Below are 22,306 nucleotides of genomic sequence, written 5' to 3'. Positions count from 1 at the left end.
CGCTATCGCGAGCAGGCTCGCTCCTACACGGGGTCTGAGCAAGGTTCAGGATTGGGGAAATATCAGAGATTCAGGCACATCGATATCCCACAGCACCCCGGGATCATCCACCTCTACCTCAACCACCCGCCCCTGCTTGAACAACGGCCTGGCCCCACGATCACCGGACAACGCCATCAGCCCCGGCCCGAATGATCTACCAAACCCCACCGGATGCCCGAACTCACCATCCTGCACCGGCACACTCACCGCATCATCGGCCATTGCCGCAACAATCCGCTCAATCGTCGAAGGCAAAATAAACGGCATGTCGCCGAGCACAATCAACCAGCCATCAACATCCGCACACGCCGCGACACCCGCCGCAATGCTGTCGCCCATGCCGGTCGATTCAATCGACACGATGTCGCAGCCATAAGCCTGCCCCATACGCATCGCCTGCGGTCGTGCTTCGGTGGTGACCAGTACACGCTTATCCAGTGCTGCCGGCAGATTCACCAGCGTCTGCTCGATCACCGAACGCAGCGCGCCGTCACGCCCGGTGCAATCGGCGAGCAGCTTGTCCTTGTCGGCACCGGCCACCTGACGAAAGCGGCTGCCCTCGCCCGCCGCCAGCACAATCACGCCAATGGATCGGCTCATACGCCCTCCGCGGTTTTCTTCTGTTTCAGCTCGACGCCGTTCTTGATCGCGACGATTTCCGCCAGCAGCGACAAGGCTATTTCCGCCGGAGAATGGCTGCCGATATGCAAACCAATCGGCCCGTGCAAACGATCAATGGCTTGTTGCGACAAGCCTAGCTCAAGCAGATTTTCCCGACGCTTCTGGCTGTTGATCCGCGAACCGAGCGCACCTACGTAAAACGCCCTGGAATCCAGCGCCGTCAGCAACGCCATGTCGTCCAGACGTGGATCGTGGGTCAGCGCGACAATCGCCGTGCGTTCATCGGTCTGGATATTCAGCACCGCTTCATCCGGCATGCCCGGGACAAAACGGCCGTGATGTTCTTCCCAGCCATAGACAAACTCGGTGCGCGGATCACAGATCAACACTTCGAAATCCAGCAGCCGCGCCATGTCCGCCACATAACGCGACAACTGCCCGGCGCCGATCAACAGCAAGCGCCAGCGCGGGCCGTAAATGGCACGCAAGGTCTTGCCGTCGAAGCTCAGCGAATCGGTCTTGCCAGCGGCAGACAGAAGCACCTTGCCGGTTTCGACATCCAGTTCACGGGCGACGATTTCATGGTTTTCGCAGCGAGCCAACAGCTCGGCGACCCAGTCTGGATCACCGATCCGCTCTTCGGTCAGACGCAATGTTCCGCCGCAGGGCAAACCAAAACGTGCCGCTTCTTCCCGTGTCACGCCATAGGTGATCATTTGCACGGGCGGCCCGTCGCTGGTGATTCGCCCGTCGTGCAAACGAGCGATCAAATCGTCCTCGACACAACCGCCGGACACCGAGCCAATCACCACGCCATCCTCACGCAAGGCGAGCATTGCCCCGGGCGCTCGCGGCGCGGTGCCCCAGGTCTGCACCACGCTGAACAGCACCACCCGCTGCCCGGCGCGGCGCCATTCGAGCACGCTGCGCAGGACATTGAGATCGACGCTGTCCATCAGGCTTGTGCCTTCTGCCAGCCCTGCAACTGGTAACGCACCGGCAGATTACGGATGCGCTGACCGGTCGCGGCGAAGATTGCATTACACAGCGCCGGCGCAATCGGTGGCACGCCCGGCTCACCGACGCCACCCAACGGCACATCACCCGGCGGCGTCACCAGATGCACCGCGACTTCCTTCGGTGCCAGCGACATGCGCGCCACCTCGTACATATGGAAGTTGTCCTGCTGCACTTTGCCGTCCTTGAAGCTGATTTCACCCAGCACGGCGTTGCCCAGGCCCATGACGCAAGCACCTTCGAACTGCGAACGGATACGCTCCGGGTTGATCTGCGGCCCGCAGTCCACGGCGATATCAGCCTTGTGTACGATCAACGTGCCGTCGTCCTTGACCTCGACTTCGATCACCGCCGCCACATACGTGACGAAGCTGTAATGCACCGCCAGACCCAGGCCGCGCCCCTTTGGCAACTTGCGGCCCCAACCGGCAGCCTTGGCCGCCGTTTCCAGCACGGTGCGCATCCGGCCGGTGTCGATTGGATAACGCTCGGGCGATTCGCCGTAGTTCCACTCTTCGCTCAAGGTACGCGGGTCGATCTGCCGATCCGGGCCGAGCAGTTTGATCTGATACTTCAGCGGATCTTCGCCAGCCTTGTGCGCCAGCTCATCGACAAAGCTCTGGATCGCAAAACCGTGCGGGATGTTCGACACCGAGCGATACCAGCCGACCCGCGTGTGCACCGTAGCTTCAGGGTTTTCCAGACGCACATTGGGAATCGCGTACGCCATGTTGGTGAAGCCCATGCCCAGCTCGAACGCGGCTTCGTGATTCATGCCCGGAGCGAACAGCGCGGTGATGCTTGGCGCCACCGTGCGATGCAGCCAGCCGGACGGCAGACCGTCCTTGTTCAGTGCGGCCTTCAGGTATTCAGCGGAAACCGTATGGAAATACGAGTTGTGGATGTCGTCTTCACGGGTCCATTGCACACGCACGGCCTTGCCGGGAAATTCCTTGGCAAGAATGGCGGCCTCAACGACAAAGTCCGGTTTGGACTTGCGTCCGAAACCACCGCCGAGCAGCGTTACATTAAAGGTGACGTTATCGAACGGCAGCCCGAGGCGTTCCGCTATTCGCTCACGAGTTACCTGCGGCGCCTGACTCGGCGCCCAGGCTTCGCAGACGCCGTCCTTGTAACGGGCAATCGCGACCATCGGTTCCATCGGCGCCTGAGCCAGATGCGGTAAATAATACGAGGCTTCGAGTGTGCTCGCAGCGCCGCTCACGGCCTTGTCAATATCGCCGGTATTGCGCACCACTTTGCCGGGTTTCAGCGAGGCAGCTTCCAGTTCCTTGCGATAGGCAATCGAGTCGTAACTGGCATTCGGGCCATCGTCCCATTCGATTTTCAGCGCCTCGCGGCCCTTGATCGCCGCCCAGGTATTGCTGGCAATCACGGCCACGCCGCCCAACGGCTGAAACTCCGAAGGCAATGGACGACTTTCGATCTGCAGCACTTTAAGTACGCCGGGGACTTTCAGCGCGGCGCTGTCATCCAGTGATTTGACCTTGCCGCCGTACACCGCCGGGCGGGCAATGGTGGCGAACAGCATGCCGTCGAAGTGCACGTCTGCGCCGTACACCGCACGACCGTTGACGATGTCGGCACCGTCGATGGCTTTGGTGCCTTCCTTGCCGATGTAGCGAAATTCCGAAGGTTGCTTGAGTTTCAGGCTGTCACGCGCCGGCACTGCCAGAGCGCTAGCGGCTGCGGCCAGTTCGCCATAGCCGAGTTCACGGCCAGAAGGTTTGTGCAGGACTTTGTGCAGTTGCGCATGGCATTCGGCGACCGGGACTTTCCACTGTTCGGCAGCGGCTTGTTCGAGCATGCTCCGGGCGGCGGCGCCACAACGACGCATCGGCTCGTACCAGTGACGCATGCTGCGCGAACCGTCGGTGTCCTGGTTACCGAAGCGCACTTCATCACCCGGTGCCTGTTGCACTTTGACCCGGGCCCAGTCGGCCTCGAGCTCGTCAGCAACCACCATCGTCAGGCTGGTGCGCACGCCCTGGCCCATTTCCGAACGGTTGCAGACCACGGTCACCGTGCCGTCAGTGGCGATGCTCACATAAACCTTGGGATCGTCGATCCAGCCGTTGGGCATGCCATCGGCGCCGAACTTCTTCGGCTTGTCATCGGCGAATGCATCCTGCCAGCCCCAGCTCGCGGCCAGCACCAGCGCGCCAGTAGCCCCGGCACCTTTGAGGAAACCCCGGCGACTGAGGTTGCTCAGGGCAAAGTCATTCGGCAAACGGCTCATGCCTTGGCCTCCTTCAGATGGGTGGAAGCCTGGCGAATGGCGGTCTTGATTCGGTTGTAAGTACCACAGCGGCAAATATTGCCGACCATCGCTTCTTCGATCTGCTCATCGCTCGGGTTCGGATTGGTTTTGAGCAACGCGGTGGCGGACATGATTTGCCCGCCCTGACAGAAACCGCACTGAGCCACGGCGGTGTCGAGCCAGGCTTGCTGGACGACTTGCCCGACAGGGTCAGAGTGCAGGTTGTCGATGGTGCTCACGCTCTGCCCGACCACCGAGCCGATCGGCGTGATGCAACTGCGTGCCGGCAAGCCGTCGATATGAATGGTGCAAGCGCCGCACAGGCCCATGCCGCAGCCGAATTTGGTGCCGTTGTAACCGGCGACATCGCGGATTGCCCAGAGCAGCGGCATGTCCTCGGTGACGTCCAGTTGATGGTCCTGGCCATTGAGTTTCAGGGTAATCATGGGCACGCCCGCATAGAGGTTCGGTTATGGGGTCGAGCAATCTGCCGCCGAACATCAGCGGTGGTTTCACGCAGATCGACTCAGGCTAATGGGCCAATGCACATCAGTGGAACGCGACATTTTCCCTGTGGCGAGGGAGCTTGCTCCCGCTGGACTGCGCAGCAGGCCTTTCTTTTAAAAGAAGGACCGCTTCGCGCCCCAGCGGGAGCAAGCTCCCTCGCCACAGGTTTCAGCGCTTACTGACCTGCATTCGGCCATGGGCTCTCTTGTGTCGACGCGGACGTCTGCACCGGGCCTTTGGTGGAGCAAATGACTGGTATCGTTAGCTCGCTAAGTTAACCCAGCGTTAACAAAAAAGCCCTGCACTTTTTGATCAGTGCAAGGCTTTGGATGGCGCTTGTGAAAGCGTAGCTTCAATAGCGGTTGGGCTCCATTTCCAGCTCGACATTGAAACGTTCTGCAATGTCTTTCTGGATACGTTGCGCCAGATCGAACAATTGCAGACCGGTCGCCGTGCCGTAATTTACCAGCACCAGAGCCTGCAATTTATGTACGCCGGCATCCGCGTCGCGGAAACCCTTCCAGCCGGCGCGTTCAATCAGCCAGCCTGCGGCCAGTTTCATCTGCCCATCCGGTTGCGCGTAGGCCACCAGATCCGGGTGTTGCGCTTTGATCTGCTCAACCAGCGCCGCCGATACCAGCGGATTTTTGAAGAAGCTGCCGGCATTGCCCAGCACCGCCGGGTCCGGCAGTTTTTCGCTGCGGATGCTGCAGATCGCCCGGCTGACGTCAGTCGGTGTCGGCTGCTCGATGCCTTGCTCGGTCAGGCGCTGACGCACCGGGCCGTATTCCAGATGCAGATGAGCGGCGCGATCAAGATTGAAGCGCACCCGCAGAATCAGCCATCGCCCCGGATGCTGTTTGAACAGGCTGTCACGGTAGGCGAAGTTGCATTCTTCCAGAGTGAAATCACGCAGCTCACCCGTCTGACGATCCAGCGCGGTCAGCCCGGCGAACACATCCTTGATCTCGACGCCGTAGGCACCGATGTTCTGCATCGGCGCAGCGCCGACGGTGCCGGGAATCAGGCTGAGGTTTTCCAGCCCCGCCAGACCCAGTGCCAAGGTATGTTGCACAAACGGATGCCACGGCTCACCGGCCTCGGCTTCGATCTGCACACGGTTGCCGTCATCGCTGATCACGCGGATACCACGCGTGGCCATGCGCAGCACCAGCGCTGAAATATCCGCCGTCAGCAGCAAGTTGCTGCCGCCGCCGATCACCAACAGCGGCACGCTATGGGCAACGGCATAAGCCAGCGCTTCGCGCACATCAGCGTCGCTGTGCGCTTCGGCAAACAGCTGCGCACGAACGTCTACGCCAAAACTGTTGAACGGTTTCAGGGAAACCTGTGGTTGCACCTGCAAACTCATAACCGCCCCTTCACTTCGATCACCAGTTGATCGCAGGCGTTTTCGATCAGATCCAGCACCTGCTCAAAGCCTTGGTCACCGTCGTAATACGGGTCCGGCACTTCATCCACCAGACCGGCATAGCGGCGCAGGAACAGATCCAGTTCAGCCTTGCCGGTGGACGGTTGCAGCGCCTTGAGGTTGCGCAGGTTGCTGTTGTCCATCGCCAGAATCAGGTCGTAACTGGCGAAATCGGCGCGACTGACCTGCTGCGCGCGTTGCGCCGACAGGTCATAACCGCGCAGTTTGGCCGCAGCCTGACTGCGCTTGTCCGGTGGATTGCCGACGTGCCAGTCACCGGTGCCCGCCGAAGCGACTTCTACCTGAACGGCCAGCCCCGCTTCGCGCAACTTGTGGCGCAACACGCCTTCAGCGGTGGGCGAGCGGCAGATGTTGCCCAGGCACACAAACAAAACGCGCATCAGGCCTCCAGCAGGCGACGAACGCGCTCGAGGTCTTCGATGGTGTCGACCCCGGTCGGCGGAGCGATCAGCGCATCGGCCACGTGAATCCGCACGCCATGCCACAGGGCACGCAACTGCTCGAGAGATTCGGTGTTTTCCAGCCAGCACGGGCCCCAACTGACGAAGTCATGCAGGAAACCGGCGCGATAGGCATAGATGCCGATGTGGCGGCGATACGGCACGCCTTCCGGCAATTGCTCGCGGCTCTTGGCGAAGGCATCGCGAGCCCATGGCAAGGTCGCCCGACTGAACGTCAGCGCCAGACCATTGAGGTCGCTGACCACCTTGACCACGTTGGGATTGAACAGGGTTCCCACATCTTCAATCGGCTCGGCCAGAGTGGCCATGCGCGCGTCGGTGTGGGCCGCAAGGTTAGCGGCAACCTGATCGATCACGCTCGGCGGGATCAGCGGTTCGTCGCCCTGCACGTTGACCACGATGGCATCAGGCGCCAGACCCAGTTTCGCCGCAACTTCGGCCAGACGGTCAGTACCGGAATTATGGTCTTCACGGGTCAGCACCACTTCGGCGCCAAAACCGTTGCAGGCCTCGACGATGCGCGCATCGTCAGTCGCGACCACCACACGGCTGGCGCTGCTTTTGCACGCCTGCTCCCAAACGTGCTGGATCATCGGCTTGCCGGCGATCAACAGCAGTGGTTTGCCCGGCAAACGGGTCGAGGCGAAACGCGACGGGATGACAACGGTGAAGGCGGTGGTCATTTATCCAGACGCTCGTCGGTGGTCAGGGTACGGGCTTCGCTTTCGAGCATTACTGGAATGCCGTCGCGGATTGGGTAAGCCAGGCCGGCGCCCTTGCTGATCAGTTCGGTCTTGTCGGCGCTGAGCTTGAGCGGGCCTTTGCAGATAGGGCACGCGAGGATGTCGAGTAGTTTGGTGTCCATGAACATTCCCTGGATAAAGAGTTAAGGCAAAAGCCGATCCGGCAACAGGCGCATCAATTGTGTGTCGAACCAGGCCACGAAGGCCGGCGACGGCACGGCATCGACCGCCAGATACCACCAGTCGGCAGCAGCAAAGGCGCGGCACTTCACCGCGTCCTTTTCGGTCATCACCAACGGCAATGACGGCGTAAAATTCAAAGCCTGCACGCTGTATTCAGCGTGGTCGGCGAACGCATGGGGGACTGCGCGCCAGTCTAGCGCTTCGAGGGTATTGAAGAAACGTTGCGGATTGCCGATCCCGGCGACCGCATGCACGGCCTGACCGGCAGGAAAGTGCTCAAGCGGCATGCGCTCGCCGCTGCGCAGATTGACCAGCGCAGTCGGTTGCAGATGGAAGGCAAAACCTGCCTCGCGATCTTCGGTGGCACCGTTGAACAGCACACCGTCGACGCTTTGCAGACGCTCGATCGGCTCGCGCAACGGCCCGGCGGGCAAACAACGTTTGTTGCCCAGGCCACGGGCGGCATCGATCAGCACCAGTTCCAGATCCCGCGCCAGCCGGTAATGCTGCATGCCGTCGTCGGAGAGGATCAGGTCCAGCGGTTCGCTTTCCAGCAAGGCTCTGACAGCGGCGCTGCGATCAGGGTCGATCATCAGCGGCACACCGGTGCGTTGCACGATCAGCAGCGGTTCGTCGCCAGCGATGTCAGCACTTTGCTCTGCCTCGACTCGCCACGGCAACTGCGGCGGTTTGGCGCCGTAACCCCGACTGACCACGCCCACACGCAAACCGCTGCGGCGGCAGTGTTCGATCAGCCAGAGAATCATCGGGGTCTTGCCGGTGCCGCCAACGGTGATGTTGCCGACCACGATCAGCGGCACTGGCGGCTGGTAGATCTCACCTTCACCGTCGAGAAAACGCTGACGCTTGCCGACTACCACGCGCCGGTACAGGGCTTCCAGCGGCCGCAGCAGTGTCAGGGCCGGATGCCCCTGATACCACGCGGCGAGCAAACGATCGGACAGGCTCATCAGGATTTTGGCGCCGCCTCGACCGTGGTCATGCGCAGATGGCTGAAACCGAGCTTGCCGGCCGCATCCATGGCGGTGATCACTGATTGATGCTGAGTCTTGCCGTCGGCACTGATCGACAGCGGCATGTTGGTGTCGCCATTGGATTCTTTCTGCATGGCTTCCATCAACGTTGCCAGATCGTTCTTCGGCAGAATCTTGTTATTCACCGAGAACACACCTTCGGCGTTGATCGCGACATCCAGTTGCTTGACCTGCTGGTCTTCAGCCGGAGAGCCGCTGACCGCTTCCGGCAAGTCGACGCGCAACTGGGTTTCGCGGGTGAAGGTGGTGGTCACGACGAAAAACAACAGCAGGATAAACACCACGTCGATCAACGACGCGAGGTTGATATCCACTGTTTCCCGAGGTTTGCGACGGAATTTCACGCTTTGCCCTCGGCCAGATCGACGTCACGGTCGCCCTGCACCACTTCGACCAGTTTGATCGCTTCCTGCTCCATGCCCACCACCAGTTCATCGATGCGGCGTTGCAGGAAACGGTGGAAGAACACGGCCGGAATACCGACCATCAGGCCCGCAGCGGTGGTGATCAGCGCTTTGGAAATACCGCCCGCCAGTACCGAGGCGTTGGTGGTCATGCCGGAACCGGTAAAGGCACTGAAAATATCGATCATGCCCAGCACCGTACCGAGCAAACCCAGCAGCGGAGCCATGGCGGCGATGGTGCCGAGCGCATTGATATAGCGTTCGAGCTCGTGAATTACCCGCGCGGCGGCCTCTTCGATGCACTCTTTCATGATCTCGCGACCATGTTTGGAGTTGGCCAGACCAGCGGCGAGGATTTCACCCAGCGGCGAGTTGGCGCGCAATTCCTTGAGTTTTTCTTTATTGAGTTGCTTGTCCTTGATCCAGACCCAGACCTGACCCAGCAGATGTTCCGGGGTCACACGACTGGCGCGCAGGGTCCACAGGCGTTCGGCAACAATCGCCATGGCAGCGATGGAACTCAGAATGATCGGCAACATCATCCAGCCGCCGGATTTGACCAATTCCCACACAGTGAAAGCCCCCTCGAAAAAGTGCGCCACTTTACCATACCGGTTGCTGATAAAGACCCGTCGCTCCGACGACCGTGATCGTGGTCAACGTTTAGTAGGGCTCAGGTGGATCACGCCAGAATCGCCGCTGTTGACGCATCGTCAGCGGCGGTTTGAATGTGCCCAATTGCAGATGAATGGCGCCGTGCTTCGCGCTGTCGTAGATGCGCAGCCCTTGTTTGCGATAACGCGCAATGACCGTCGGGTGTGGATGGCCGAACGAATTGCCCTGCCCCCGGGAAATCAGCACCGCTTCGGGCTTCAGGGCCTTGAGCAGCGCCATCGAAGAGGAACTGCGACTGCCGTGGTGCGGGGCTTGCAGCCATTGCGTCGGGGTCGCCAGTGCGCTGTCGAGCAAGACCCGCTCGGCGGCCGTGTCGATATCTCCGGTCAGCAGGAAGCGCTCGCCATTGGCCTCGATCTGCAACACGCAGGAGCGTTGGTTGCTGTCATGGGCGTCGGCCCATTGCCACAGCTGGAAATGGACGCCATCCCACTGCCATTGCCGATCACTTTCACAGATTTCGGCGTTCAGCTCTGCTGGCAGCCCCGGTGGGTCGCCGCTGATCACTCGGGTCACCGGCAAACCTCGTGTGACTGCCAAAGCGCCACCGGCATGGTCGGCGTCGGCATGACTGAGCAGCATCAAGTCCAACCGCTCGACGCCCAGTTTATGCAGGGCTGGGAGCACCACTCGCTCGCCTAGATCGAACTCGCCGAAACGTGGCCCGGCGTCGTAAAGCAGCGTGTGATGGCGGGTGCGGATCAGAATCGCCAGCCCCTGACCGACATCGAGTTGCCAGATATCCGCCAGACCTTCGGCCAAGCGTTCCCGTGGCGGCAGGACAAGGATCAGCAACAGTGGCCAGCCAAGCGGCCGCATTGGCACGCCTCGCGGCAGCAATAATAAAACCGCCCCGAGACCGCCCAACATCAATCCCCACCATGGAATAGAAGCTGGAACCCACGCGGGCCACGTTCCGGCGATAACGGCCAGCCCTTGAAACAGCCAGTCGATCAAACCACCCGCCAACCACAACAAACCTTCGCCGACATAAGGCACCGGCAACAGCAAAGTGCCGAGTAACGCCGGCGGCAACACCACAAGACTGACCCACGGCACCGCGAACAAATTCGCCAGCGGCCCTGTGACACTGATCGGCAGGTTCAGCGCCAGCAACACCGGGCAAAGACCAATCGCAATCAACCACTGTGCCCGCGTCCAGGTCTGCCACCAGCGCCACGCCCCCAGGCGTCCGCCGAAGGTGAAAATCAACACCGCCACCGCTGCAAACGACAGCCAAAGTCCCGGACGCAAACTGGCCAACGGCTCCAGCAACAACACCGCATTGAACGCCAGCAACAGCGGCCACCACGCACCCAGATGCCGAAAGCGCAGACGCCACAGCAGCACCAGCCCGACCATCACGCAAGCCCGCTGCACCGGCACATCAAACCCGGCAAGCAGCCCGTAACCCAGCGCCGCCGCGAACGCGAGTCCACAGGCCCATGGCAGCCACGGCAAACGCAGTGGCCACAACCCATAACGCGCCAGCCCGGCGACCAGCAGATACATGACCGCTGCCAACAAGCCGATGTGCTGACCGGAAATCACCAGCAGATGCACGGTGCCGGTGTCCTGCAACACCTGCCAGTCCTCGCGGCTGAGCCCCGATCCATCGCCCAGCACCAACGCCGCCAGCGCGGGTGCCCGACCTTGCGCGTCCACCGCGAGCAGGCGCTGGCGAATGCCGTCACGCCACGCTCCGCGAGCTTCTGACAAACGTTGACCATCCTTGATCGTGCCAGTGGCGCCGATGCCCTGCGCCAGCAACCACGCCTGATAGTCGAACGCGTCAGGATTGAGCAGCCCCGCAGGACGCTTCAACTTCACCGCCAGCCGCCAGCGCTCGCCACTTTTGACCGGTGGCCCGGCGTACCACGCCAGACGCATCAGCGACGGCAGTTTTTCGTGACGCGAACGGGCGTCGGCCAATTCGAAGCGCACCACGCCATCAGCGTTCTGCGGCAAACCAACCACCCGTCCCTCGACCCAACGGGTTTCACCGTCCAGCGCTTGCGCCAGACGATCATTGAGCGCCCACTGCGCATTGATACAGGCCCAACTGAAACCAAACAGCAAAAGCGCCAGCGGATAGCTGCGAAACGGCAGCAACATCAAACCCACCACTGGCAATACCAACAGCAACCCGACCGGCGGCAAGGCCGGCAAAAACATCGGGGCCAGCAAACCGGCTGCCAGCGCCATCATCCCTGTGCGCATAAGCCCGTCCTTGAGACTCCAGTCACTAGGCATAGCTGGCGCGGAGCAGGTGCGTAGTCAACAATTGTCACAAAGTCTGAATGGGCCGTTCGTAGAATCCAGACATACTTGCCGCCTTAACCGACCGAGAAGCCTTATGCCCCGGCGCTTATTCAAACGTTACATGCCCGACCCGACGAGCATCAGGGAACACAAATCCTTACGCTTTCTCGGCAAGTTGCTGCATGACCCGAACCTCTGGCACCTCAATCGCCACTCGGTTGCACGGGCAATGGCTGTCGGCATGTTCGCCGCATTCCTGCCAATTCCGGCACAAATGCTGGTAGCCGCCGCATTGGCGATCACCGTGCGCGGCAATATGCCAATCGCCGTCAGCCTGGTGTGGCTGACCAATCCGATCACTATGCCGGCAGTGTTCTTCTGTACGTATCAGGCCGGCGCCTGGCTGATGGACGTTCCCGCCCGCACCCTGCCTGACTCGTTGACCTGGGAATGGATTAGCGGCGAACTCTCGACGTTGTGGCAGCCATTTTTACTGGGCTCAGTGGTGTGCGGACTGGTGCTGGGCGCCCTGTCCTACTGTCTGGTGATGTTGTATTGGCGCTGGTGGGTGGCGCGGCAATGGACGCGGCGCAAGAAAAATCGAAAGTCCTGAAATGCAAAACGGCCTCCGCAGTGGAGGCCGTTTTTTGTGGTATCTGGGCTGACGCTATCGCTAGCAGGCTAGCTCCCACACAGGATCTTTGCTCTCTGATGATCCCTGTGGGAGCTAGCCTGCTAGCGATGGCAGCGACGCGGTATCGCGTCAGGTACGCATCCCGCGCCCGCTCACCAGCAACCGCGTGCAACCGACATACAGCACCACGGTGGCTACCAGCATAAAGGTGATCGCCACGCCGATACGGATATCCGACACACCGAGAATGCCGTAGCGGAAGGCATTGACCATGTGCAGCACCGGGTTGGCCAGCGATACGGTCTGCCAGAACGGCGGCAGCAAGGTAATCGAGTAGAACACCCCGCCGAGGTAAGTCAGCGGCGTCAGCACAAACGTCGGGATGATCGAAATATCATCGAAGTTGCGCGCGAACACGGCGTTGATGAAGCCCAGCAGCGAGAAGATCGTCGCCGTCAGCACCACCACCAGAATGGTCACACCGAGGTGATGGACCTGCAGATCGGTGAAAAACAGCGACAGAATCGTCACGATCACCCCGACCATCAAACCGCGCAGCACACCACCGAGGGTGTAGCCGATCAGAATCGTGTGCGGCGAAACCGGCGAGACCATCAGTTCTTCGATGGAGCGCTGGAACTTGCTGCCGAAGAAACTCGACACCACGTTGCCGTAGGAGTTGGTGATCACCGACATCATGATCAGCCCCGGCACGATGTACTCCATGTAGGTGAACCCACCCATGGCGCCGATCTGCCGGCCGATCAGGTTACCGAAGATCACAAAGTACAGAACCATGGTGATCGCCGGCGGCAGCAGCGTCTGCGGCCAGATCCGGGTGAAGCGTTTGACCTCGCGGTAAACGATGGTGTTGAGGGCAACGAGGTTGGGCCGGAACTCGGAACTCATACCGCCACCTTCGACAGATTTTTCTCCACCAGGGACACGAACAGCTCCTCGAGGCGATTGGTTTTGTTACGCAGGCTCAGCACTTCGATGCTCTGTTGCGCCAACTGAGTGAACAGCGCGGTGATGCCCATCGACTTGTCGACCTGCACTTCCAGCGTGTGGCTGTCGATCAACCGAGAGGGATAGCCAAGCAATTGCGGCGCGACCTGCAAATCATTTTTCAGATCGAGCAGGAAGGTCTCGACATGCAGCTGACCGAGCAGCTGTTTCATGCTGGTATTTTCGACAATGGTGCCGTGGTCGATGATCCCGATGTTGCGGCACAACTGCTCAGCCTCCTCCAGATAATGCGTGGTGAGGATGATGGTGATGCCTTTCTGGTTCAGCTCGGTGAGGAACGTCCACATCGAACGGCGCAGCTCGATATCGACCCCGGCAGTCGGTTCGTCGAGGATCAGCAGGCGCGGTTCATGCACCAGGGCGCGGGCGATCATCAACCGGCGCTTCATGCCGCCGGACAGCGAACGGGACGGCACATCGCGCTTGTCCCACAGCCCGAGCTGGGTCAGATACTGCTCGGCGCGTTCCTTGGCGATTTTCGCCGGGATGCCGTAGTAACCAGCTTGAGTCACGACGATGTCGAAGGTCTTTTCAAACTGGTTGAAGTTGAATTCCTGGGGCACCACGCCAATCGAGCGCTTGAGCGCTGCGGGGTTCTTGTCCAGGTCATTGCCAAAGATATTCACCGTACCGCTGGTCTTGTTCACCAGGGTCGAGAGAATGCCGATGGTCGTGGATTTGCCGGCACCGTTGGGGCCAAGCAAGGCGAAAAAATCACCCTCGGCGACGTCCAGATCGATACCACTCAAGGCCTGGAACCCGTTGCCGTAGGTTTTGGTTAGCTGCCGGATGGACAGAGCGGAACTCATATCTGATTTACGCACCAAGAAGGAAGGAAAGGGATAGATGTGGGCGGACGGCGAGGGATACAACCGCAGCGCAAGGCGCAATGTTGCTTGCCGCCGCCGCACAAGTACAGTCAAGCGTGTCGATAGTTATTATCAAGTCAACGCGGTCATGACTGCTTTTTGATAAGCCGGACGCTGCTTCAGCCGGGCATACCAGGCCTCCAGATGCGGCTGCGGAGCGCGCTCGACAGGCATTTCAAACCAGGCATAAATGAAACTGCCCAGCGGAATATCGCCCATGCCGATTTCGCTTCCGGACAGGTACGGTTGAGTGCTCAGGGCCTCATCGGCCATCGCCAGCAGCGCCGTACATTCCTTGATACCTTCGTTGATCGCCGCCCAATCCTGTTTCTCGGCCGGCGTGCGCAAGACACCCCAGAACACCGTGCGGAAAGGGCCGGCAAAACTCGATGTGGTCCAGTCCATCCACTTGTCGGCCGTGGCGCGGGTGTGCAGATCCGTCGGATACCACGCGGTGTTGGCCGCATGTTTGGCCAGCAGATAACGGACGATGGCGTTGGACTCCCACAGCACAAAACCGTCGTCTTCGATCACTGGCACTCGGCCGTTCGGGTTCATCGCCCGATACTGCGGCGTGTCCACCACACCAAAAGCCCCGCCTGCATCGATCGCCTCGTAAGCCAGACCCAGCTCTTCAGCGGCCCACAATGGCTTTCTGACATTCGACGAATTCTTGCGACCCCAGATCTTCAGCATGACCGCCTCTTTTGCAGTGAAGTGGTCGAGCAGCATACGCCGGATCAGCCGCGGCTGACATCGCTCTGCATATCGCCCAGCAGAAGCGGCTGTTGTTCGCCGAACAGGTGCGGATAGCACTTTTCGATGTGCTGGAAAAAGAACGTTTCCGGCACATCGGTGAATTGTCCGTGATCGATCAGATACTCCATCAACTGCGCCCCGTCGCGGTTATACGGGTGGAAAACGCTGTCGTTGATGCCGTCGAATTCCAGCGGAGCAACATTGAACAACTCACAGAGTTGCTGATTGAACGCCGGTGTCGCCTTGACCCAGCGACCGTCTAAAAACAGCTCGGTGTACCCGTGCATGGCAAACACGTCACTGCGCAGCAACTCCAGCAACCGCGGGGTCGACAGATGATTGCGCACATCCGCCAGACCGATCCGCGCGGCGATCCCGCAATGCCGCGCACAACCGGCCAGCAACGTGGCCTTGGGTACGCAATAGCTCTCACCTGTCGACAATGCGTAACTGCCACGCAGTGTGTCCGGATCACGACTGAAGGTGTAGGGGTTGTAGCGCACCGCTTCACGCACGGCGTAGTAGAGACTGATCGCCTGCGCCAGCGGATCGCGACTGGCACCACGGTGCTGCTCGGCGAACTCCACCACTGCCGGGTGGTCACTATCGATGAAGCGACCGGGACTCAGATACTCGTGCATGACGACAATCTCCTGGGTGAGTCCCGAGTCTAGCGACAGCTCAAGCACAGAGATAACGACGTTTCGGCCAAACTTGGACGCAAAGACGCGGGATTAACGAACGATTTCCTACGCGTGTTGCCCACCGAAACTACAAAAGCCGTCCAAGGTTTCCCACGATTTCAATCACCTTGCTCTGACCCCCCTGTTTTACAGATGCCGTCTAAGCTCTGTTGGGTCGCTCGTTCTGGTTCACGGAGGATTAAATATGCTGTTGTTGTGGATACTGGTTCTGATCGTCGGTGTGGCGTATCTCGCTCACCGCCGTATCTCCCCGCTACCGGCGCTGGGCATCGTTGCCATTTACTTTCTGGCGATGGGCATTTTCAGCCATGCGCCGGGCTGGTTGCTGGTGGTGTTCTGGGTGGTCCTGGCACTGGTGGCCGCGCCATTGTTGCTGCCTGATCTGCGCCGCAAACACTTCACGGCGCCATTGTTCAACTGGTTCCAGAAAACCCTGCCGCCGATGTCGCAGACCGAACGCGATGCAATCGATGCCGGCACGGTGTGGTGGGATGGCGAGCTGTTCAGCGGGCGTCCGGACTGGGAAAAACTGCTGTCCTATCCCAAGGCGCAACTGACCGATGAAGAACAAGCCTTCATCGACGGTCCGACCGAAGAACTCTGCGCGATGGTCACCGACTGGCAGATCGGCCAGTCGATGGACCTGCCGGCCGAAGCCTGGACACACATCAAGGAGCACGGCTTCTTCGCACTGATCATTCCCAAGGAATTCGGCGGCAAGGGCTTCTCGGCCTACGCCCACTCGCAAGTGGCAATGAAACTCGCGACCCGCAGCGGCGACCTCGCCTCGACGGTGATGGTGCCTAACTCCCTCGGCCCGGCCGAACTGCTGCTGCACTACGGCACCGACGAGCAACGCAATCACTATTTGCCACGGCTGGCGCGTGGCGATGACATCCCGTGCTTCGCCCTCACCGGCCCGCTCGCCGGTTCCGACGCGGGTTCGATGCCCGACACCGGAATCATCTGCAAGGGTCAATGGGAAGGCCAGGAAGTCCTCGGCCTGCGTCTGAACTGGGAAAAGCGTTACATCACCCTCGGCCCGGTCGCCACCCTGCTCGGCCTGGCATTCAAGGCTTATGACCCGGACCACCTGCTGGGCGACAAGACCGATCTGGGCATCAGCCTCGCGCTGATTCCGACCGACACCGCGGGCGTCGAAATCGGTCGCCGTCACCTGCCACTGGGTGCAGCGTTCATGAACGGCCCGAACTCGGGCAAAGACGTATTCATCCCGCTGGACTTCCTCATCGGCGGCCAGGAAATGCTCGGCAAAGGCTGGATGATGTTGATGAACTGCCTGTCGGTCGGGCGTTCGATCTCGCTGCCGGCAGTCGGTACTGGCGCCGCCAAGTTCACCAGTCTGGTAACCGGGCAATACGCGCAGATCCGCGAACAGTTCAACGTGCCACTTTCCGCGTTCGAAGGTATTCAGGAGGCAATGGCGCGAATCGGCGGCAACGCCTGGATGATGGACGCCGCACGGATGCTGACTGCCAATGCGGTGGATCTGGGCGAAAAACCGTCGGTGCTGTCGGCAATCCTCAAGTACCACCTCACTGAACGCGGTCGCGAATGCATCAGCCACGCCATGGATGTGCATGGCGGCAAGGCAATCATCATGGGCCCGAACAATTATCTGGGACGCAGCTGGAACGGTGCGCCGATCTTCATCACCGTCGAAGGCGCGAACATCCTGTCACGCAACCTGATGATCTTTGGTCAGGGGGCGATCCGTTGCCATCCGTTTGTACTCAAGGAAATGGCACTCGCCGGGCGCGAGGACAAGGATCAGGCGCTGAAAGAGTTCGATGGCCTGCTGCTCAAGCACATCGGTTTCGCCGTGAGCAACGCCGCCAGTACCTTGGTGCTGAGCCTCGGTTTCGGTCACTTCGAACATGCGCCGGGGAACAAGCTCAGTCAGGGTTATTTCCGTGCGCTCAACCGCCAGGCTGCGGCCTTCGCGATGCTCGCCGACCTGAGCATGATGCTGCTGGGCGGTGAACTGAAACGTCGTGAACGACTGTCGGCACGCCTCGGCGACGTGTTGAGCAATCTGTATCTGGCGTCCGCCGCGCTCAAGCGTTATCACGACCTTGATTCCCCGGAGCACATGGAACCGCTGTTCACCTGGGCCATGGAAGAAAGCCTTGGTCAGTCGGAACGAGCGCTGGATGAATTGCTGACCAACTTCCCGAGCCGGGTCTTCGGCTGCCTGCTGCGCGTTATCGTGTTCCCGTTCGGTCGGCGCCATAAAGGCCCGTCGGACAAACTCGGTGCTGAAGTCGCAGCGGTTCTTGGTCGCGCCAAGGGTGATCCGACGCTGGAAGAATTGCTCGCGGGTTGCTATCGCCCGCAGTCGCCAGACGACGCCGTTGGTGCCCTGCAACATGCCAGCGATCTGCTGAATGCCGCGCAGCCGCTGCACAAAAAGCTGCACAGCTCACTGAAAAGTGGTCAGGTCAAACCAGTGGCCGGCGAACACGCCATCGATGCGGCGCTGGAAGCTGGCGTCCTGCAAGCGGCGGAAGCCCAGACACTGCGCGACGCTGAAGCCGCGCGGCGCAAAGTGATCGATGTCGATGATTTCTCCAAGGAGGAGTTGGCGCAGGCCGAAGGGAAAGTCCGCTGATCCCCTTCGGCTGCAACTGTCAGTGAAAAACCGGCGCGGGGGCTTTATACTCCCGCGCCCGTTTTGCTCTTGAGGACTTATCTCGTGTCCAACGTCGTTGCCGATCATCTTGTATTACTCGACCACCTGCGCAGCATTCTGGTCGCCGTAGGTGAGGCCGAACAGGTTCCCGAAGAAAGCCATGCCCTGTTCCTGGAGCGCTTTGACGAACTGCTCGCGTCGCTGCCGATCGATCCGATCGAAAGCCAGTATCTGGGTCAGGACATTCTGTGCCAGGTCATCACCCGTTATCCGCAGATCGCCCACCTGATTCCGCGGGATCTGCTGTGGTACTTCGCTGGCGACTGCCTGCATTACCTGGCCGATGAAGAAATCGACCTGTATCAGGCGCTGGAAGAACGTCGTTACGAAGCCGAACAGAACGACGAACCGTTCGACTGGAACCAGGAAAAACAGCTGATGGCGATGGCCGCTCAGGACAGCAAGCACTGAGTTACATCAGTTGAAGATCAAAAGATCGCAGCCTGCGGCAGCTCCTACATAAAGCTGCCGCAGGCTGCGATCTTTTGCGTTAAAGCAGTCCCTCGCTTTCCGGTAGCTCATACGCCATCGCCAGATTGTTCGGACTCCCCGATTTTCCCGGCTTGCTCAAGGTCGGCTCCCTCTCCAGACACTCCACCAGAAAGTCGATAAACACCCGCAGCTTCGGTGGCAGATAACGCGTTGGCGAATGCAGCAACCACAGCCCACCGTGATATGAAGCCAGGAACGTCCAGTCGGGCAGCACCTGCACAATCAACTTCTGCTCCAGCGCATAGCGCGCGGTGAAATACGGCAAGCTGCCAATCCCGATGTGCTGCAACACCGCGCCCAGCCGCACGCCGGTATGGTTGGCGGCATACCGCCCACGCACGCCGACCGTCACCGCTTTGCTGCCTTTCTTGAATTTCCAGCGCGCATCACTCGGGGTTTCACCCAGGTAAATACAGCTGTGCTCAAGCAAGTCATGGGGGTGCGTCGGGGTGCCATGTTCAGCCAGATATTGCGGTGTGGCGCAGAGCAAATGGTCGATAGTCAGCAGTTGCCTTCCGACCAACCCGGCCGGGGGGCGATCGGTGATACGAATCGCCAGATCGACATGATCGTCGATCAGATCAACCTGCCGATCCTCCAGCAACAACTCGACATCGACCTTGGGATAGCGGCGCAGAAACTCGGGCATGTGCGGGTGAATCACGAACCGTCCGACTGCTTTCGGCACGCTGACCCGCACCAGACCTTCAGCCTCATGGGTGAACTGGCCGCTGATTTCCATCACTGACTTGGCAGCGCTGACCATTTCCTGACAGCGCTTGAATACCTCTTCCCCGCCATCGCTCAAGCGCAGTTTGCGCGTGGTGCGTTGCAGCAAACGCGTGGCCAGGGCCTTTTCCAGACGCGAGATGCTGCGACTGACCGCCGAAGGTGACGAACCCAACTGACGGGCCGCTTCGGAAAAACTGCCGGTTTCGACAACCTTGACGAAAATCGCCATTTCACCGAGCAGCGGCAGCGGTAGATTTATGCTCACAGCGCAACAGTCCTTTGATGTTTGAACGGATTATCACGTTATTGCACGATTCATATAATAAAAAGTAGAAATTTTAATTAGGGCATGGAATATGACGCTTCGCCTCTTTTTCCATAGTGATGACCTCAAGGCCAATGTGGAAGTCCTCGACTGCACGCCCCACGAGAACGAATTCGCTGTAGTGCTGCGCGCAACATTGTTTCATCCGCAGGGTGGCGGTCAGCCCTGCGATACCGGCTGGATCGGCGAAAGTCAGGTACTGCGCGTGGTGCAGGAGCCGGAGCGGATCGTGCATTTCGTCGACCGTCCGGTGCCGCTCGGCATGACCCAGATTCGTGTTGACGAAGAACGCCGCTGCTTCAATACCCGCATGCATTCGGCCGGTCATCTGATCGGGCATTTCGTTCAAGCCATGGGCTGGACACCGATCAAGGCGCACCACTGGCCGGACGAGGGCCGAGTGCAGTTCAAACCGAGCGATGTTGCTCAGGAAGTCGATGCGCAAACCGTGCAATACGGCGTTGGCCAGTGGATCGAACACGATCTGCCACGCCTGACTTCCCTGCGCGAGGGTTCGCGCGAAATCGGTTTCGGCGAGCTGCCAGCCTACGGCTGCGGTGGCACCCATGTACGTAGCCTGAAGGATTTGGGCACAGTCACGATCGCATCCCTTTCGCAGAAGAAAGGCACGTTATCCGTCCACTACAGCGTGGATTAAGCATTTCGGACGTTGCCCCGCGCAGCGTCCGACGCCGGGGGAGCCGCACTCGCTGGCTCCGTTGACTATTCGATAGATGGACCTGAATAACATGATGCTTGACGTCGAGCGTCTCGATGAGACGTGCATAAAAAAACTGGCCAACGAAGAAGTCCTCGCCATTCGCGTCAAAGGCTTTCTGCCTCAGCCGCTGGCCGTCCAGATTGGCGACAAGATTCTCGCCCCTGGCTTCGAAGGCTATATCAATGCGCCGAGCATCGGCCGCATCGGTATGGCGTTTTACGAAGCGGAAAACCAGCCGTTGCTGATCGAAGATTACTTCGAGCGTGCCACCAGCAACATCGCTGAACTGCGTAGTCGCTGCGCGCCCTACCCCTCGCCTGTCGATACGCTGCGCTGCATGCTCGACGAGTCATGGCCGGCCGGCGCCCATCTGGAAAACCTCTACGGACGCAAGATGTATGTGGGCCTGTCGCGGGTAGTCAAACCGGGGGTTTGCTTCCTCGCCCACCACGACATTTTCGCCAAGGACGCTCCGGAAAGTTTTCAGGCGCGCAGCCTGGAAGCGCAATTCGCCTGCAACGTGTACCTGAACATGCCGACCGAGGGCGGCGCGTTGCAGATGTGGGACGACGATATTTCCCCGGACCAGTTCGACGAAATGCGTGGCGACAGCTACGGCATCGATCCCGCATTGCTCGGCCCGCCTTCTCTTGAGGTGCGACCGGAACCGGGGGATTTCATCATGTTCAATTCGCGCTGCATGCACTCGGTCACCCCGGGCGTGGCCGACCCGCGCTTGAGCCTTTCTTTCTTTGTCGGCTATCGCGGCAATGCTTCACCCCTGACTTTCTGGAGCTGAAATGTTATCGAACTACCTGGGCGAGTTTCTGGCACTGGCCACCATTCACTTTCTGGCCGTGGTCGCTCCCGGGCCGGACTTCGCCGTGACCATTCGCCAAAGCGTGCGCTTTGGCCGACTGGTGGGCATTTGCACGGCACTGGGCATCGGCGCGGGGATTTCCGTGCATGTGCTGTATACCCTGCTCGGCGTCGGCGCATTGATGCACACCACTCCGTGGCTGCTGACCGTGGCCAAAGTTGTGGGTGGCGCGTACATTTTTTACCTCGGTATCAGCCTGATCCGCAGCAAGCCCAAGACTTCGCTTGAGGGTGAAAAGGCTGTGGACGAACCACTGGTCGAGCAATCGCTGTTCAAGGCATTCAGCACCGGTTTTCTGACCAACGCCACCAACCCCAAGGCCACGCTGTTTTTCCTGGCGATCTTCACCACGATCATCAGCGCCAGCACTCCGCTGGAGATCCAGGCCCTGTACGGATTGTGGATGTGCGGCGTGAATGCGCTGTGGTTTGTGATCGTCGCGCTGTTCTTCTCCAGCAGCAAAGTGCGGACCCTGTTTATGCGTATGGGCCACTGGTTCGAACGCAGCATGGGGGTGATCCTGATTCTGTTCGCCGGGCGCCTGGTGCTGTCGATGTAAACAGCCGACGCCCTGAAAGGCCCGACTCAGACAGGTTGGGCCTTTTTCATTTGTGCGCCGCTTTTGCATTTATGTGCGACGAATCCCACTTCGAGGGCTCCCTTTCAACACCCGCATGGTGTTAGTTTGGAAAAGTCTTGTTTCAACTTTTAAACACTTCTTATCAACTCCCTGCAAAGGAATGC

23 protein-coding genes are annotated in these 22,306 nt (G+C 60.0%); 6 read left to right on the top strand and 17 right to left on the bottom strand.

What is annotated here, in order from left to right; all coding sequences use genetic code 11:
- Positions 1-45 precede the first annotated feature (45 nt).
- The 12 genes from ACTWLJ_RS15040 to ACTWLJ_RS14985 all read right to left on the bottom strand — a co-directional run bounded on the left by ACTWLJ_RS15040 (position 46) and on the right by ACTWLJ_RS14985 (position 11,662).
- Entirely contained in the window at positions 46-642 is a 597-nt protein-coding gene (locus ACTWLJ_RS15040) for a nucleotidyltransferase family protein (RefSeq protein WP_445177398.1), read from the bottom strand.
- Positions 639-1,619, bottom strand: a complete 981-nt coding sequence (locus ACTWLJ_RS15035; protein ID WP_445177397.1) for an XdhC family protein — start codon at positions 1,617-1,619, stop codon at positions 639-641. The genes ACTWLJ_RS15040 and ACTWLJ_RS15035 overlap by 4 nt, the downstream gene beginning before the upstream one ends.
- Positions 1,619-3,940, bottom strand: a complete 2,322-nt coding sequence (locus tag ACTWLJ_RS15030; protein WP_445177396.1) for a molybdopterin cofactor-binding domain-containing protein — start codon at positions 3,938-3,940, stop codon at positions 1,619-1,621. The genes ACTWLJ_RS15035 and ACTWLJ_RS15030 overlap by 1 nt, the downstream gene beginning before the upstream one ends.
- The gene (locus ACTWLJ_RS15025; protein ID WP_445177395.1) at positions 3,937-4,407 is read right to left on the bottom strand and encodes a (2Fe-2S)-binding protein; all 471 of its coding nucleotides are present in this window, start codon (positions 4,405-4,407) and stop codon (positions 3,937-3,939) included. Before ACTWLJ_RS15025 ends, ACTWLJ_RS15030 begins: the two co-directional genes overlap by 4 nt.
- A 413-nt stretch (positions 4,408-4,820) precedes the next feature.
- Positions 4,821-5,840, bottom strand: a complete 1,020-nt coding sequence (gene murB, locus ACTWLJ_RS15020; protein WP_445177394.1) for a UDP-N-acetylmuramate dehydrogenase — start codon at positions 5,838-5,840, stop codon at positions 4,821-4,823.
- Positions 5,837-6,301 (bottom strand): low molecular weight protein-tyrosine-phosphatase, encoded by a 465-nt coding sequence (locus tag ACTWLJ_RS15015; protein ID WP_445177393.1) that lies wholly within the window; start codon positions 6,299-6,301, stop codon positions 5,837-5,839. The genes murB and ACTWLJ_RS15015 overlap by 4 nt, the downstream gene beginning before the upstream one ends.
- Positions 6,301-7,065, bottom strand: a complete 765-nt coding sequence (kdsB, locus tag ACTWLJ_RS15010) for a 3-deoxy-manno-octulosonate cytidylyltransferase (protein WP_445177392.1) — start codon at positions 7,063-7,065, stop codon at positions 6,301-6,303. Before kdsB ends, ACTWLJ_RS15015 begins: the two co-directional genes overlap by 1 nt.
- Positions 7,062-7,247 (bottom strand): Trm112 family protein, encoded by a 186-nt coding sequence (locus ACTWLJ_RS15005; RefSeq protein ID WP_003174668.1) that lies wholly within the window; start codon positions 7,245-7,247, stop codon positions 7,062-7,064. The genes kdsB and ACTWLJ_RS15005 overlap by 4 nt, the downstream gene beginning before the upstream one ends.
- Before the next feature lie 21 nt (positions 7,248-7,268).
- Positions 7,269-8,279, bottom strand: a complete 1,011-nt coding sequence (lpxK, locus tag ACTWLJ_RS15000; protein WP_445177391.1) for a tetraacyldisaccharide 4'-kinase — start codon at positions 8,277-8,279, stop codon at positions 7,269-7,271.
- Positions 8,279-8,707, bottom strand: coding sequence for an ExbD/TolR family protein (locus tag ACTWLJ_RS14995; protein ID WP_401219465.1), 429 nt, complete (start codon positions 8,705-8,707; stop codon positions 8,279-8,281). The genes lpxK and ACTWLJ_RS14995 overlap by 1 nt, the downstream gene beginning before the upstream one ends.
- A complete protein-coding gene (locus ACTWLJ_RS14990) occupies positions 8,704-9,339 on the bottom strand; it encodes a MotA/TolQ/ExbB proton channel family protein (protein ID WP_016771007.1) in 636 nt (211 codons plus the stop codon). The genes ACTWLJ_RS14995 and ACTWLJ_RS14990 overlap by 4 nt, the downstream gene beginning before the upstream one ends.
- 91 nt (positions 9,340-9,430) lie before the next feature.
- On the bottom strand, positions 9,431-11,662 hold the full coding sequence (locus ACTWLJ_RS14985; RefSeq protein WP_445177390.1) for a DNA internalization-related competence protein ComEC/Rec2: 2,232 nt from the start codon (positions 11,660-11,662) through the stop codon (positions 9,431-9,433).
- A 136-nt stretch (positions 11,663-11,798) separates the two neighbouring features.
- On the opposite strand from ACTWLJ_RS14985, the gene ACTWLJ_RS14980 reads away from it, so the two are divergent.
- Positions 11,799-12,317, top strand: a complete 519-nt coding sequence (locus tag ACTWLJ_RS14980; protein ID WP_401219471.1) for a DUF2062 domain-containing protein — start codon at positions 11,799-11,801, stop codon at positions 12,315-12,317.
- A gap of 150 nt (positions 12,318-12,467) precedes the next feature.
- Here ACTWLJ_RS14980 and ACTWLJ_RS14975 read toward each other — a convergent pair whose 3' ends face one another.
- The 4 genes from ACTWLJ_RS14975 to ACTWLJ_RS14960 form a co-directional block, all read right to left on the bottom strand.
- Complete coding sequence (locus tag ACTWLJ_RS14975) at positions 12,468-13,247, bottom strand: ABC transporter permease (RefSeq protein WP_401219474.1); 780 nt, start codon at positions 13,245-13,247, stop codon at positions 12,468-12,470.
- Positions 13,244-14,176 (bottom strand): ABC transporter ATP-binding protein, encoded by a 933-nt coding sequence (locus ACTWLJ_RS14970; protein ID WP_445177389.1) that lies wholly within the window; start codon positions 14,174-14,176, stop codon positions 13,244-13,246. Before ACTWLJ_RS14970 ends, ACTWLJ_RS14975 begins: the two co-directional genes overlap by 4 nt.
- 132 nt (positions 14,177-14,308) lie before the next feature.
- On the bottom strand, positions 14,309-14,932 hold the full coding sequence (locus ACTWLJ_RS14965) for a glutathione S-transferase family protein (protein WP_445177388.1): 624 nt from the start codon (positions 14,930-14,932) through the stop codon (positions 14,309-14,311).
- A gap of 44 nt (positions 14,933-14,976) precedes the next feature.
- Entirely contained in the window at positions 14,977-15,636 is a 660-nt protein-coding gene (locus ACTWLJ_RS14960; protein WP_445177387.1) for a transglutaminase-like domain-containing protein, read from the bottom strand.
- A 247-nt stretch (positions 15,637-15,883) separates the two neighbouring features.
- Between ACTWLJ_RS14960 and ACTWLJ_RS14955 the strand changes: the two genes are divergently transcribed.
- Both ACTWLJ_RS14955 and ACTWLJ_RS14950 read left to right on the top strand, forming a co-directional pair.
- Positions 15,884-18,331 carry an acyl-CoA dehydrogenase gene (locus tag ACTWLJ_RS14955; protein ID WP_445177386.1) on the top strand — a complete coding sequence of 816 codons (2,448 nt, stop codon included), beginning with the start codon at positions 15,884-15,886 and terminating at the stop codon, positions 18,329-18,331.
- 84 nt (positions 18,332-18,415) lie between these two features.
- Positions 18,416-18,823, top strand: coding sequence for a PA2817 family protein (locus ACTWLJ_RS14950; protein ID WP_401219488.1), 408 nt, complete (start codon positions 18,416-18,418; stop codon positions 18,821-18,823).
- A gap of 79 nt (positions 18,824-18,902) precedes the next feature.
- On the opposite strand, the gene ACTWLJ_RS14945 is transcribed toward ACTWLJ_RS14950, so the two are convergent.
- Positions 18,903-19,901 (bottom strand): LysR family transcriptional regulator, encoded by a 999-nt coding sequence (locus ACTWLJ_RS14945; protein ID WP_401219490.1) that lies wholly within the window; start codon positions 19,899-19,901, stop codon positions 18,903-18,905.
- A gap of 91 nt (positions 19,902-19,992) precedes the next feature.
- Between ACTWLJ_RS14945 and ACTWLJ_RS14940 the strand changes: the two genes are divergently transcribed.
- The 3 genes from ACTWLJ_RS14940 (at position 19,993) to ACTWLJ_RS14930 (ending at position 22,121) form a co-directional block, all read left to right on the top strand.
- Positions 19,993-20,619: an alanyl-tRNA editing protein gene (locus ACTWLJ_RS14940; protein WP_445177385.1), complete on the top strand. Its 627-nt coding sequence runs from the start codon at positions 19,993-19,995 to the stop codon at positions 20,617-20,619.
- A 91-nt stretch (positions 20,620-20,710) separates the two neighbouring features.
- On the top strand, positions 20,711-21,481 hold the full coding sequence (locus ACTWLJ_RS14935) for a 2OG-Fe(II) oxygenase (RefSeq protein WP_401219495.1): 771 nt from the start codon (positions 20,711-20,713) through the stop codon (positions 21,479-21,481).
- Between the two features lies 1 nt (position 21,482).
- Positions 21,483-22,121: a LysE family translocator gene (locus ACTWLJ_RS14930; protein WP_445177384.1), complete on the top strand. Its 639-nt coding sequence runs from the start codon at positions 21,483-21,485 to the stop codon at positions 22,119-22,121.
- The last annotated feature ends 185 nt before the right edge of the window (positions 22,122-22,306 follow it).

The organism is Pseudomonas sp. McL0111 (genome assembly GCF_052567255.1).
Note: the sequence above shows the minus strand (reverse complement) of the source record. Positions and strands in the feature narration are given on the sequence as shown.